This is a genomic window from Xanthomonas sp. NCPPB 1062 (assembly GCF_041481705.2).
Taxonomy (GTDB): Bacteria; Pseudomonadota; Gammaproteobacteria; order Xanthomonadales; family Xanthomonadaceae; genus Xanthomonas; species Xanthomonas euvesicatoria.
The window spans coordinates 1,115,089-1,128,280 of sequence record NZ_CM192987.1; the positions used below are offsets into that span (position 1 = coordinate 1,115,089).

Consider the following 13,192-nt stretch of genomic DNA (forward strand, 5'->3'; position numbering starts at 1 on the left):
TCGACGGGTTAAAGCCTGCGATGACATCCGGTTCAAGGACGGCCGGCTCGGACCAACCGCAGTCCATTCAACAGCGCCAGGATGGCGACAACGTTTCTCAAGCAGTCTCAACATTCCCTAGGAAACCATACTCATGCGTCACCAGAAATCCGGCCGTAAGTTCAACCGCACCAGCGCGCATCGCGAAGCCATGTTCCGTAATATGGCCGCCTCGCTGTTCAAGCACGAGCTGATCAAGACCACCTTGCCGAAGGCCAAGGAACTGCGTCGCGTCGCCGAGCCGCTGATCACCATCGGCAAGGTCGATGGCGTTGCCAATCGTCGTCTGGCGTTCGCTCGCCTGCGCGACAAGGAAGCCGTGGGCAAGCTGTTCGTCGAACTGGGCCCGCGTTACGCGACCCGTCCCGGCGGCTACCTGCGCATCCTGAAGGCCGGCTTCCGTGCCGGCGACAATGCGCCGATGGCGTATGTCGAGCTGGTCGACCGTCCGGTCGTTGCCGAAGAAGTGGCCGAGTAATCGGATCGCTGCTGCACAGATTCTCGAAGAAGCCCGGCTGACGCCGGGCTTTTTTGTTGGATGCTTGAAACTGCGTGTCTGCCGACGGCTGTCGACTGCACGGGCACGCGTGCGTGCGCGTGGATGTGTGCGTTACGCAGCAAGCAGGGCGACGTCGCCAAAGCCTATGATCCAGTGCAGCTGCTGCCGCTTGCTGGGCCAATTGGAATCTCCTTCCGCTTGGTCGACGACGGCTTGCGGGCTCTGGATTGCCGCTCGCGGGTGGGCGTGCGGTGGGCCCTGGTCTTTCGGACATCGCATGCGTGTCACCCCGTGCCGCGGCGGCGCTGCAGCGCACAAGCAGCAGACGCTCGCGCGATTGGACTGCCCGCTCAGTCATGCGTGGTCACGGCCGTGGCGATGGCTGATAATCGACGACTTGACCCAAGGCAAGCAGTGACGATGAATCCATTTCGCTGGAGTTTCCGGGCGCAGTTTCTGCTGGGCTTTCTTGCATGCGCAGGATTGCTGGCTTACGCGATCTATGTGCAGTTGCATCTGGGTCTGGAGCCTTGCCCGCTGTGCATCTTCCAACGGATCGCCTTCGCGGCGCTGGCCGTGTTTTTTCTGCTCGGCGCGCTGCATGGGCCGCGTGCCGCCGCCGGGCGCAAGGTCTATGGGGTCTTGAGTTTCATCGCCGCGGGCGTGGGCATGGGCATCGCTGCGCGGCATGTGTGGGTGCAGATCCGGCCCAAGGACATGATGTCTTCGTGCGGGCCGCCGTTGAGCTTTCTGAGCGAGACCATGGGGCCCTTCGAGGTGTTCCGCACCGTGCTGACCGGCACCGGCGATTGCGGCAATATCGATTGGCGCTTCCTCGGGTTGAGCATGCCCATGTGGAGCATGGTGTGGTTCGTGGGGTTGGCGCTGTGGGCGCTGTACGCGGGCTTCAAGGCGCGGCGTAGCTCGGTCCATCACTGACGCATGACAGGTCTAGCGGCTCGCAAAGCCCTGCGGCAGCCTTGTAGGCGTGCAGTGGGATCGTGATGGGCAACGGGCGCTGTGCGCTGCTCAGGCGAGGCTGCTGCGCGGTTGGCGGTTGAAGGGCCGCCTGATCCGCTGCAGGTCGGGCGGCTTGATTCGTCGCAAGGCGCCCGACCTGCGCTGCGCTTGCTCGACGCGTCTGCTTCCTGGCCTTGATACTGGATGCCGTTGTTGCCGCTTGCATGCGTCTGCGGCGTGTCGACCGCGAGCGCCAAGAACGACATTGGAGACGTGACTGATTCCTGGCTCTTTCCGCTGGCTAGCGCGGATGGATCGCGGCATTGCTTCAATCGATAAGCCGATATTTACGTGTCTGCCAAACGATGCGCATCAGCCAGGCAGGCGGTCCGCAGCGTGGCCAGCCGTGCTGCAGGCTTGGCATCGGACTTCGGCAACGAATGGGCCGGTGTTGTTCCGGTCCATTCGCCGCCTTGCACCGCGTCAGAAGTCCTGCTGCAGGCTCACATAGACGCCGCGGCGCGGCGCCCACTGCGGCGCGAAGACGCCGATACCGCCGCCATCGCGCAACTGGTAGCTGCGGTTGAGGACATTGACCGCGGCCAGTTGCACATGCAGCGGATGCGTATTGACGTCGAAGTCGTGGCCGACGCTGGCATTCAACTGGAAGTACGACGGAAGCGAGGCGCCGTTGGGCACGGTGTCGGTATCGGTGCGCAAGCCGCTGCCGAACAGATAGTTGAGGCCGACCTTACTGCCTTCGCTGAAGGCGTAGTTGATGCCGCCGGACGAGGTCAGCTTCTGGTCGTGATCCAGGTGGATCCAGTTGTCGTAGGTGTAGGCCAGCGCATCCGGATCGAAGTTGTACAGGCTGGTCATGACCCGCTTGCCCATGGCTTTGCTGTAGGCGAGGTTGAAATATGCCGTCACTGGCCCGTTGGTGTAGTCGGCGCTGAATTCGGCGCCGCGGATGCGGCCATAGCGGTAATTGAAGGTGGAATAGATATAGGCGGCACCGAACTGGCCTTCGTCCTGCAGCCGGTCGGCCTTGCGGTAATAGGTGTCCAGGCCAAGCGTCAGATGGTCGGTGACCACTTGCGAGATGCCCAGGTCGTAGTAGTCGCTACGTTCGCTCAGTGGCGTGGTCGGGCCGTCACCGGCCGACTGCTGGTTGGTGGTGCCGTCGTAGAGCGCGATGTCGCTGGTGGAGATCAGCTCGCTGGCCGGCGGGGTGAAGTAACGCGCGTATCCGGCATGCACGGTGGTGCTGTCGGTGGCGTGCCAGATGACGCCCAGGCGCGGGCTGAGCTGACCTTCGGTCGTGCCGAAGGCCTTGTACTTGTCGCCGCGCAACCCGTAATTGACGGTCCAATCTTCGCCGATCTTCCACTCGTCCTGCAGGTAGAGCGCGTAGGTGCTGGCATGGAAACGGCTGCCGTCGGGAATGAACAGCGGCACGTTGCTGCTCTGGCTGCCGTCATCGTTGGCGGGGAAGACAGACGAATTGTTGCTGGCGATGGCGTGTTCGAAATTGCCGTACACGCCGTAGCGCAGCGTATGCGAGCCGCCCCATGGCGTTGCGAAGTCCGCCTGCACGGTATTGGCGCGGTTGCTGCGGTCCACCTGCGAGGCGATGCCGTTGAAGATCAGGTCGCCGGCGACGTCGGGGGAGAAGGCGACGCTGCTGTAACGCTGGCCGGCGGAGAGCTGATAGTTGGTGTCGCCGAGCGTGCCTTGCAGGGCCAGGGTGCCGAAACGGGTGTTTTCGCGCTGGTTCTCGTCCAGGCGCGAGGAGTCGAAATCGGTGGTGCCCAGGTAATCGAAGGCTGGCGTCTGCCCCGGATTGTTGGGGATCTGGAAGCGGTTGTTCGCGTAGCCGACCAGCAGGCTGAGACGGGTGTTCTCGTTGACCAGGTAGGTCAGATCGGCGAAGCCCTTGCCCTGATGGGTTTTGTCGTGGATGGGGTTGAGGCTGTCGACCGGGTTTTCCAGGCCATTCTTGTTCTGGTCGTAATCGCCGCTGACGAACCAGCTCCAACGCCCGCTGCTGCCCCACAGCGAGGCGTTGGGGTTGATGGTGCCGAATGAGCCGGCGGTGATGCCGACGCTGCCGCCATTGCCGAGTTCGGCACCGCTCTTGGTGGTGATGTCGACCACGGCTGCGGTGCGGTCGCCGAACTGCGCCGGCAGCGCACCATCGAGCAGCTTGAGGTTCTTGATGATGCGCGGCTCCAGACTCTGGCCGAAACCGGAGATGGATTCGGGAATCATCACCCCGTTGATGCGGTACTGCAGGTTGGCGTGGTCGCCGCGGACGTGAATGCCGCCGTAGGAATCCTGTACCACGCCCGGCGCCTGCAGCAGGACCTGATTGAGTGGAGTCGCCGCGCCGAGCGGCAGGCGATCGATATCGTCAGCGGTGATGGCAAATTGGCTGCTGCCGATGTCCGGCGACAGGGCATTGCGCGCCGCCTCGAGCTTGGCGATCACGTTGACCGTGTCCAGATCGGTCGTGCGTTCGGAGTCGGCATCGGCGGCAAACGCCGCACCGATGGGGGCGGCCAGCAGGGCGACGGTGATGGCAGCAGACAGAAGACGAGGAGTCATGGCAGTTTCGCGAGGCGGGTGAGGGGGAGGGTGTTGTTATTTTGTAACGTTGAGCGCTTTGGCGAGCGCTAGCGTAGGTCGAAAGTCATGGCTCGACGGGCGATGTTGTTTGCTGTTCAGGTCGAAAGGGCCGGCGCGCGACCGCACGTCGGACGGACGCGGCGGCAATTCGGTGCCATTGGCCTTCAGGCGCTTTGCGTAGCGTTCCGGCTCTGCCAACATCGCAGGCTGCCTAGGAGTCCTTTCATGAATCTTTCCGCTGCCACTTCCGCTACCGATTCGGCCGCCGCAGCGTGGGCGCCGGACAGCTGGCGCGGCAAGCCTGCATTGCAGCTGCCGGTGTACCCGGATGAGAACGCGCTGCAGGCGGCCATGCACGAGTTGGGGCGGCTGCCGCCGCTGGTGACCTCGTGGGAAATCTTTGCGCTCAAGCGCCAGCTGGCCGAAGCGCAGGAAGGCAAGCGCTTCCTGCTGCAGGGTGGCGATTGCGCCGAAAATTTCAGCGATTGCGAATCGGGCACCATCTCCAACCGTTTGAAGGTGCTGCTGCAAATGAGCCTGGTGCTGGTGCACGGCCTGCATTTGCCAGTGGTGCGGGTGGGTCGCTTTGCCGGGCAATACGCCAAGCCGCGCTCGGCCGACACCGAAACGCGCGATGGCGTGACCTTGCCGAGCTATCGCGGCGATGTGATCAATGCGCCGGCCTTCACCGAGGCCGCGCGCGTGCCCGACCCGCGCCGCATGATCACCGCACATTCGCGCTCGGCGATGACGATGAACTTCGTGCGCGCGTTGATCGACGGCGGCTTCGCCGACCTGCATCACCCCGAATACTGGAATCTGGACTGGGTGGGCTATTCGCCGCTGGCGGCGGACTACCAGAAGATGGTTGCCTCGATCGGCGACGCCGTGCGCTTCATGGAAACGCTGTCCGGGGCAGAGGTGTACAACCTCAATCGCATCGATTTCTACACCTCGCACGAGGCGTTGTTGCTGCCGTACGAAGAAGGCCTGACCCGTCAGGTGCCGCGTCAGTGGGGCTGGTTCAATCTCAGCACGCACTACCCGTGGATCGGGATGCGGACGGCCGCGCTGGATGGCGCGCACGTGGAATACCTGCGTGGCGTGCGTAACCCGATCGCGATCAAGGTGGGTCCGTCGGTGCAGCCGGACCAGCTGCTGCGCCTGATCGATGTGCTCAATCCCGAGGACGAGCCCGGGCGTTTGAGCTTCATCCATCGCATGGGCGCGGCGCAGATCGCCGACAAATTGCCGCCGTTGCTGGATGCGGTCAAGCGCGACGGGCGGCGGGTGCTGTGGGTGTGCGATGCGATGCATGGCAATACCGAAAGCACCGGAAATGGCTATAAAACGCGGCGTTTCGACAATATCCGCAACGAAGTGGAGACCTCCTTCGACCTGCACGCGGCCGCCGGCACGCGGCTGGGCGGCGTGCATCTGGAACTTACCGGCGAAGATGTCACCGAATGCACCGGCGGTGCGCGCGAGCTCACCGAGCGCGATCTGGAACGGGCGTATCGCTCCAGCGTGGATCCGCGGCTGAACTACGAACAGTCGCTGGAAATTGCGATGGCGATCGTGCGCAAGCAACAACAGGTGGCTTCGTAGCCGCTGGGCGGATGATCAACGTGTGCGCATGACGTGATGCTCATGCCGCGTGCGGCATGCTCTGGCAGCCATCCCTCTTTCCCCCCACAGGAGGAACGGTTTGACTGCCGATTGGAACGTCATCCGCGAATATGCAATTCCGCTCGGTGCCTCGCTGCTGGCGGGCATCGTCACCTGGTCGTTGATGCTGTGGCTGTTTCGCCGCATGCAGGGTCGCGACTACCGCCGTGCGCGCATCATTCGCGTGATCACGCTACCGGCGGCGTTTATCTTGCCGCTGTTGTTTCTGGGGGTTGCCACCGAAGCGACCCCGTTGGCCGGCAAGGCGCTGGCAGCGGTGCAGCATCTGCTGCACCTGGGAATCGTCGGCTGCGTCACCTGGTTGCTGGTACGCGCGGTGGCCGCCGGCGAGGCGGCGATCTTGCGCAGCAATCCGATCGAGGTGTCGGACAACCTCACCGCGCGGCGCATCCAGACCCAGACGCGGGTGCTGAGCCGCGTGCTGATGGGCACGGTGATCTTGCTCGGCATTTCGGTGGTGCTGCTGACCTTCCCGCAGGTACGCCAGATCGGCAAGACCTTGCTGGCGTCGGCCGGCATCATCGGGCTGGTGGCCGGTATCGCGGCCAAACCGGTGTTCGGCAACCTGATCGCCGGTTTGCAGATTGCACTGACCCAGCCGATTCGCCTGGATGACGTAGTGATCGTGGAAGGCGAGTGGGGCCGCATCGAAGAGATCGGCAGCTCGTACGTGGTGGTGCGGATCTGGGACGAGCGCCGCATGGTGGTGCCGCTGACCTGGTGGATTGAAAACCCATTTCAGAACTGGACGCGCAGCAGTGCCGATCTGCTCGGCACCGCGTTCCTGTGGCTGGATTACCGTACGCCGATTGCAGCGGTACGTGCGGAACTGGAGCGTATCTGCCACAGCGAACCGCTATGGGACGGCCGCGTGTGCGTGACCCAGATTACCGACACCAGCGACAACACCATCCAGGTGCGACTGCTGGTGAGCGCGCGCAATTCCGGCGATGCCTTCGATCTGCGCTGCCTGGTGCGCGAACGCATGATCGATTTCCTGACCCGCGAGCATGCGTATGCCTTGCCGAGGCTGCGCGCCGAAATCGCAACGCAGGAAAGAACGCCATCACGCCCTGCCGAGCCGATTGCACAGGAGAGCGTGCGCTCGCCGGGCGCAGAAGACGGCGAGCCTGCGGCCAGCATCTAGCGCGCCAAGAAAACGACGGCATCCCAGCCAGGCGCGTGCGGCCGGTGCCCGGAACCGGCATGTATTCCGCGGGCAGGCGGTTCTTGCGCGCCGCCCACGCCCGCCTGGCGACGCTCGTTGCGTTTTGTGGGACTGCTTTTATCGGGTGGTGTTGCGCAACTGCCGGCATCGAATGTGTTCGGCAGGCAGTTGCACAAGCACCCGCCAGGGCATTCTTCTTGGGCGCCAGGTATAGCGGCGGTCAATCATGCTGGCGCGAACCGGGCGCAGGCGCGACGGGTGTCGTGCCTGACGTGGCCCCACCTGGCGCAGCCGGCGCACTCGGCGCATAGCCAGGCGTAAAGCGCGCATGGCTGCGTTGCTCGTATGCATACGCCAGCTCGATCAGGCGCGGCTCGCTCCAGGCCGTGCCCATGAACAACAGGCCCAGTGGCAAGCCCTGGGTCTGTCCCATCGGTACGCTCAGGCTTGGATAGCCGGCCACCGCCGCGGCACCATAGCCGGCGCCGGGGAAGGTATCGCCCTTGCCGAGTGTGGTGATCCACGCCGCGCCCGTCGTGGGCACGATCAAGGCATCCAGGCGATCTGCCTTCAAGGCTGCGTCGATGCCTTCCGGCCCCGCCAATCGCTTGGCGTTGGCGCGCGCGCTCAGATACCCCGCATCGTCGAGACCGGGCGCTGCCTGCGCCTGTTCGAACAATTCCTGCCCGAAGTACGGCATTTCGCGCTGCGCGTGCTTGCGATTGAACGCAATCAACTGCTCCAGGTTCGCCACAGGCGCGTGGTGGTTCTGCAGATACGCGTTCAAGCCGGCCTTGAATTCGACCAATAAGACCATCTGCTCTGCAGCATCCCACTTGCCATCCGTGGCCAGGGCGGTCTCGACCACGGTGGCGCCTGCGTCACGCAGGGTGCGCACGGCGCGGTCGAGCACCGCGGCGATTGCCGGATCCTCGCGCAGCGGGTTGCGCAACAGGCCCAGGCGCGCGCCACGCAGGCTGTCGGGTTTCAGGTGGGCGAGATAATCGACACTGGTCGCCGGCGCCTTGGCGGTGGCGGGGTCCTGCGGGTCGGGTGCGGCAATGGCCTGCAGCACTGCAGCCGCATCGGCGACGCTGCGGGTCATCGGGCCGGCGGTGTCCTGGCTGGCGGAAATCGGGATGATGCCGTCGCGACTGACCAGGCCAACGGTCGGCTTGAGCCCGACCAGGCCGTTGACCGATGCCGGACAGGTGATGCTGCCGTCGGTTTCGGTACCGATGCCGACGGTGGCCAGGCTGGCCGCGATGGCCGCACCGGTGCCGGCACTGGAGCCGCAGGGATTACGATCCAGCGCATATGGATTGCGCGTGAGCCCCCCGCGTCCGCTCCAGCCGGAACTGGATTGGGTGGAGCGGAAATTGGCCCATTCGCTGAGGTTGGTCTTGCCCAGGATCACCGCGCCGGCGGTGCGCAGGCGCTGCACCATAAACGCATCGCGAGCGGGGCGGAACTCGGCCAGGGCGAGGGAGCCGGCGCTGTTGACCATCGGCAGCGCGTCGATATTGTCCTTGAGCAGCACCGGGATGCCGTGCAGCGGCCCACGCACGTGGCCGGCTTTGCGTTCGGCATCCAGGGCGCGTGCGTCGGCTTCGGCCTGTGGATTGAGTTCGATCACCGCGTTGAGCCTGGGGCCGGCGCGATCGATGCCGGCAATACGCTGCAGATACGCGCGCGTCAGTTGCAGGCTGCTGCTCTGGCCGCTGGCCATGCGCGCCTGCAGGCCGGCCACGTCGGCCTCGCTCAGATCGAGAGGGTGGGCGGTGGACGCGTCGGCAGCGCTGGCCGCAGAACGCGACGGAACATCGGCATGCACACAGCCGCACAGCGCGGCAAGCAGCGCGAAGGACAAAAGGGTGGATCGCATGGATGGTCGTCCCCGGGGAGAAGTCGCAGGCTAACGGCGCTGCGTCGGGGTGACAACGTAAGGACGTGCCCGCCAACGGGCAGGCAGGCTCAGCGACGGCGGCGTCGCACCAGGTCGCGTGCCAGCACGCCGACCACCAGCAGGTTGATCGCCAGCACACCCCAGGCGGTCCAGCCGGGATGCCGCACGATGGCGTAGATATCGAAAGGCAGATAGATGGCCGCCGACAGGCAGCCCAGCACCGAGGCCCAGGCCTTGGCACGCCACAGACCCCAGGCTTCCACCACATGCAGCAGGCCATAGGCCAGCATGGCGGCAGCGGCCAGATGCACCGCATCGGGGCTGATGGTCTTGAGCAACGACGGCAGTGCGCCGTGGCCGGGGTCCAGGTTGAAGCGGCGGATCAGGGTGATGACCGCGTTTTGCAGCGGGAGCGGGCCCAGAATTTCCAGGCCCGTCGCCGCCAACAGCGCAAGCGTCCCCTTGACCGCCTCAAGCAAGGCGATCACATGCAGTCCCGGATGCGCGCGCGGATCCGGGCTATAGGGTTTGTTACTCACGCGTCAGCTCAACAACTCAGCCCGAACGGCCAGCGCGCTTGCGGTCGCTTTCGGTCAGGAATTTCTTGCGCAGGCGGATTTCCTTCGGGGTGACTTCCACCAGCTCGTCGTCCTCGATGAAGTCCAGCGCCTGTTCCAGCGTGTACTTGATCGCTGGGGTCAGCTTGATCGCATCGTCCTTGCCCGAGGCGCGCATGTTGGTCAGCGGCTTGGTCTTGATCGCGTTGACGGTCAGGTCGTTGTCCTTGGAGTGGATACCCACCAGCTGGCCTTCGTACACGTTGTCGCCTTCGGCGGCGAACAGGCGGCCACGCTCTTCCAGCGGCCCCAAGGCATATGCCGGGGTCGCACCCGGTGCATTGGCAATCATCACGCCGTTCTGGCGCTTGGCGATGGCGCCCTGTTCCTTCGGACCGTAGTGGTCGAATACGTGGAACAGCAGGCCCGAGCCCTGGGTCAGGGTGCGGAATTCATTCTGGAAGCCGATCAGGCCACGCGCCGGGATCATGTAATCCAGGCGCACGCGGCCCTTGCCGTCGGGCTCCATGTTCTTCAGCTGGCCCTTGCGGGTGCCCAGCTTTTCCATCACGCCGCCCTGGTGCTGTTCTTCGATGTCCACCACCAGCTGCTCGATCGGCTCCATCAACTTGCCGTCGATTTCCTTGATGATCACTTCCGGGCGCGATACGGCCAGCTCGTAGCCTTCACGACGCATGTTTTCGATCAGCACCGACAGGTGCAGCTCGCCACGGCCGGAGACCAGGAACTTGTCGGCGTCCGAGCCTTCCTCGACCTTCAGCGCCACGTTGTGCACTTTCTCGCGGTCCAGACGGTCGCGCAGCTGGCGGCTGGTCAGGAACTTGCCGCCGGAAAGGTCCTTGTTGCCGGCGAACGGCGAGTTGTTGACCTGGAAGGTCATCGAGATGGTCGGTTCGTCCACGGTCAGCGCCGGCAGCGCTTCGGGATGATCGAGCGCGCACACGGTGTCGGAGATGGTCAGTTCCTGGATGCCGGAGATGGCCACGATGTCGCCGGCCTCGGCGGTGTCCTGCTCGATACGCTCCAGGCCCAGGAAGCCCAGCACCTGCAGCACCTTGCCCTGGCGCTTCTTGCCTTCGCGGTCGATCACGCTGACCGGCATGTTCTTCTTCAACGTGCCGCGCTGGATGCGGCCGATGCCGATCACGCCGACGAAGTTGTTGTAGTCCAGCTGGCTGATGCGCATCTGGAACGGGCCGTCCGGGTCCACGTCCGGGGCCGAGACGTGCTGCATGATCGCTTCGTACAGCGGGGTCATGTCGCCTTCGCGCACGTCCGAATCCAGGCTGGCGTAGCCGTTCAGTGCGGAGGTGTAGACGATCGGGAAATCCAGCTGCTCGTCGGTGGCGCCGAGCTTGTCGAACAGGTCGAACACCTGGTCGATCACCCAGTCAGGGCGTGCGCCGGGACGGTCGATCTTGTTGACCACCACGATCGGCTTGAAGCCCATCGCAAAGGCCTTCTGGGTCACGAAGCGGGTCTGCGGCATCGGGCCGTCCATCGCGTCGACCAGGATCAGCACCGAGTCCACCATCGACAGCACGCGCTCGACTTCGCCACCGAAGTCGGCGTGTCCGGGGGTGTCGACGATGTTGATGCGGTTGCCCTGCCAGGTGATGGCGGTGTTCTTGGCCAGGATCGTGATGCCACGTTCCTTTTCCTGGTCGTTACTGTCCATCACGCGTTCAGCCAACACGGTGCGTTCGGACAGGGTGCCGGACTGCTTCAGCAGGCAGTCGACGAGGGTGGTCTTGCCATGGTCGACGTGCGCGACGATGGCGATATTGCGGAGTTTTTCGATAGACATGCGGAAAGGGCCCCTGTCTGGCGCCAGTCTTGAGATGAGGTAAGCCCGACATTATAGCGGTTTCGTTGCGCTGCCGTTGCCGATTGCCCGGAGTCGATTCAGATCGCCCATTCAGCCAGCGTGACGGGCCGCGCGCCGGGCGGGCGGGAGCGTTGAACGATGGTCGTACCCATGCGGCCGGCCACGCACCCGGGTGTATCCTAGCGGGCTATTGATCACCCCAGAACCTGCAAGGATTTCTATGTCCCTGATCGCCACTTTCGACACCTCCCGCGGCCCGATCGTCGTCGAGCTGTACCCGGACAAGGCCCCGCTGACGGTTGCCAACTTCGTGAACCTGGCCAAGCGCGGCTTCTACAACGGCCTGAGCTTCCATCGCGTCATCGCCGACTTCATGATCCAGGGCGGTTGCCCGGAAGGTTCCGGCCGCGGCGGCCCGGGCTACCGTTTCGAAGACGAGACCAACAATGGCGTCGGCCACGAGCGCGGCGTGCTGTCCATGGCCAATGCCGGCCCGAACACCAACGGCAGCCAGTTCTTCATCACCCACACCGCCACCCCGTGGCTGGACGGCAAGCACACCGTGTTCGGCAAGGTCACCCAGGGCCTGGACGTGGTCGATAGCGTTGCCCAGGGCGACACCATCAATAGGCTCACCATCGAAGGCGACACCGACGCCGTGCTGGCCGCCAAGGCCGACCGCGTTGCGGAGTGGAACAAGATCCTCGCCGCCTGATCGCATCCCGTCGAACGGCCGCCATGTGCGGCCGTTCGCTTGTCAACGCGCGCCGCCAGGCCCTGCGCCCCGCCAGCGTGCGACCCCCACCAACGTTTTTTAGCAGAGGAAACACCCCATGAAAGCACCTGTTCGTGTTGCTGTGACCGGCGCTGCCGGCCAGATCGGCTATGCCCTGCTGTTCCGCATCGCTTCCGGCGAAATGCTGGGCAAGGACCAGCCGGTCATTCTGCAGTTGCTTGAACTGCCCATTGAGAAGGCCCAGGCCGCCCTCAAGGGCGTGATGATGGAACTGGAAGACTGCGCGTTTCCGCTGCTGGCCGGCATGGTCGGTACCGACGACGCCGAAGTGGCCTTCAAGGACGTTGATATCGCCCTGCTGGTCGGTTCGCGTCCGCGCGGCCCGGGCATGGAGCGCAAGGACCTGCTGCTGGCCAATGCGGAGATCTTCACCGCACAGGGCGCGGCCCTGAACAAGGTCGCCAAGCGCGACGTGAAGGTGCTGGTGGTCGGCAACCCGGCCAACACCAACGCCTACATCGCCATGAAGTCGGCGCCGGACCTGGACCCGAAGAATTTCACCGCCATGCTGCGCCTGGACCACAACCGCGCGCTGAGCCAGCTCTCGGCCAAGCTCGGCAAGCCGGTTGCCGGCATCGAGAAGCTGGCGGTGTGGGGTAACCACAGCCCGACCATGTACCCGGATTATCGTTTCGCCACCGCCGATGGTGCCTCCGTCGGTGATGCGATCAACGACCAGGAGTGGAACGCTTCCACCTTCATCCCGACCGTGGGCAAGCGCGGCGCAGCGATCATCGAAGCGCGTGGCCTGTCCTCGGCCGCCTCCGCCGCCAATGCCGCCATCGACCACATCCGTGACTGGGTGCTGGGCACCAACGGCAAGTGGGTGACGATGGGCGTGCCGTCGGACGGCTCCTACGGCATTCCGGAAGGCGTGATGTTCGGCTTCCCGGTCACCACCGAAAATGGCAAGTACACCATCGTCAAGGATCTGCCGATCGACGACTTCAGCCAGAAGTACATCGACAAGACCCTGGCCGAGCTGGAAGAAGAGCGCAGCGGCGTGGCGCACCTGCTGGGCTGAGTTATTCGGTCACTGCTGTCATGAAAACGCCGGGCATTGCCCGGCGTTTTTTTATTGCGCCTCGCGTGGCAGAGACT

Annotated in this window: 10 protein-coding genes and 1 pseudogene; 6 read left to right on the forward strand and 5 right to left on the reverse strand. The window is 64.4% G+C overall.

The genetic code is table 11. The annotated features are described in order from the left end of the window. The first annotated feature begins 133 nt into the window (after positions 1 to 133). A complete protein-coding gene (gene rplQ / locus ACCQ16_RS04925) occupies positions 134 to 517 on the forward strand; it encodes a 50S ribosomal protein L17 (protein ID WP_003486665.1) in 384 nt (127 codons plus the stop codon). 441 nt (positions 518 to 958) lie between these two features. Continuing rightward, a complete protein-coding gene (locus ACCQ16_RS04930) occupies positions 959 to 1,477 on the forward strand; it encodes a disulfide bond formation protein B (protein WP_008571663.1) in 519 nt (172 codons plus the stop codon). A 148-nt stretch (positions 1,478 to 1,625) separates the two neighbouring features. On the opposite strand, the pseudogene ACCQ16_RS04935 reads toward ACCQ16_RS04930, so the two are convergent. Together ACCQ16_RS04935 and ACCQ16_RS04940 are read right to left on the reverse strand one after the other, a co-directional pair. Beyond that, positions 1,626 to 1,935 (reverse strand): annotated as a pseudogene (locus tag ACCQ16_RS04935) (hypothetical protein); the annotation flags it as partial. 46 nt (positions 1,936 to 1,981) lie between these two features. After that, positions 1,982 to 4,105, reverse strand: coding sequence for a TonB-dependent receptor (locus ACCQ16_RS04940; RefSeq protein ID WP_277573174.1), 2,124 nt, complete (start codon positions 4,103 to 4,105; stop codon positions 1,982 to 1,984). Between the two features lie 246 nt (positions 4,106 to 4,351). Between ACCQ16_RS04940 and ACCQ16_RS04945 the strand changes: the two genes are divergently transcribed. Next, a complete protein-coding gene (locus tag ACCQ16_RS04945; RefSeq protein WP_031421281.1) occupies positions 4,352 to 5,734 on the forward strand; it encodes a class II 3-deoxy-7-phosphoheptulonate synthase in 1,383 nt (460 codons plus the stop codon). Positions 5,735 to 5,834: 100 nt separating this feature from the next. Further along, positions 5,835 to 6,962, forward strand: a complete 1,128-nt coding sequence (locus ACCQ16_RS04950) for a mechanosensitive ion channel family protein (RefSeq protein ID WP_008571659.1) — start codon at positions 5,835 to 5,837, stop codon at positions 6,960 to 6,962. A 241-nt stretch (positions 6,963 to 7,203) separates the two neighbouring features. Here ACCQ16_RS04950 and ACCQ16_RS04955 read toward each other — a convergent pair whose 3' ends face one another. The 3 genes from ACCQ16_RS04955 to typA all read right to left on the reverse strand — a co-directional run bounded on the left by ACCQ16_RS04955 (position 7,204) and on the right by typA (position 11,274). Then, a complete protein-coding gene (locus ACCQ16_RS04955) occupies positions 7,204 to 8,853 on the reverse strand; it encodes an amidase (protein ID WP_277573188.1) in 1,650 nt (549 codons plus the stop codon). A 104-nt stretch (positions 8,854 to 8,957) separates the two neighbouring features. Beyond that, a complete protein-coding gene (locus ACCQ16_RS04960; RefSeq protein WP_372380345.1) occupies positions 8,958 to 9,377 on the reverse strand; it encodes a DUF2127 domain-containing protein in 420 nt (139 codons plus the stop codon). Positions 9,378 to 9,444: 67 nt separating this feature from the next. After that, positions 9,445 to 11,274, reverse strand: a complete 1,830-nt coding sequence (gene typA, locus ACCQ16_RS04965; RefSeq protein ID WP_003486646.1) for a translational GTPase TypA — start codon at positions 11,272 to 11,274, stop codon at positions 9,445 to 9,447. Positions 11,275 to 11,515: 241 nt separating this feature from the next. Between typA and ACCQ16_RS04970 the strand changes: the two genes are divergently transcribed. Together ACCQ16_RS04970 and ACCQ16_RS04975 are read left to right on the forward strand one after the other, a co-directional pair. Continuing rightward, entirely contained in the window at positions 11,516 to 12,010 is a 495-nt protein-coding gene (locus ACCQ16_RS04970) for a peptidylprolyl isomerase (RefSeq protein WP_277569865.1), read from the forward strand. A 118-nt stretch (positions 12,011 to 12,128) separates the two neighbouring features. Next, the gene (locus tag ACCQ16_RS04975) at positions 12,129 to 13,115 is read left to right on the forward strand and encodes a malate dehydrogenase (protein WP_008571655.1); all 987 of its coding nucleotides are present in this window, start codon (positions 12,129 to 12,131) and stop codon (positions 13,113 to 13,115) included. Positions 13,116 to 13,192: the final 77 nt, after the last annotated feature.

What these genes read in the sequence shown, in the direction of transcription:
- ACCQ16_RS04970 (WP_277569865.1), top strand. Translation starts at nt 11,516, where the DNA reads ATGTCCCTGATCGCCACTTTCGACACCTCCCGCGGCCCGATCGTCGTC.
- ACCQ16_RS04940 (WP_277573174.1), bottom strand. Translation starts at nt 4,105, where the DNA reads ATGACTCCTCGTCTTCTGTCTGCTGCCATCACCGTCGCCCTGCTGGCC.
- ACCQ16_RS04930 (WP_008571663.1), top strand. Translation starts at nt 959, where the DNA reads ATGAATCCATTTCGCTGGAGTTTCCGGGCGCAGTTTCTGCTGGGCTTT.
- ACCQ16_RS04975 (WP_008571655.1), top strand. Translation starts at nt 12,129, where the DNA reads ATGAAAGCACCTGTTCGTGTTGCTGTGACCGGCGCTGCCGGCCAGATC.
- rplQ (WP_003486665.1), top strand. Translation starts at nt 134, where the DNA reads ATGCGTCACCAGAAATCCGGCCGTAAGTTCAACCGCACCAGCGCGCAT.
- typA (WP_003486646.1), bottom strand. Translation starts at nt 11,274, where the DNA reads ATGTCTATCGAAAAACTCCGCAATATCGCCATCGTCGCGCACGTCGAC.
- ACCQ16_RS04945 (WP_031421281.1), top strand. Translation starts at nt 4,352, where the DNA reads ATGAATCTTTCCGCTGCCACTTCCGCTACCGATTCGGCCGCCGCAGCG.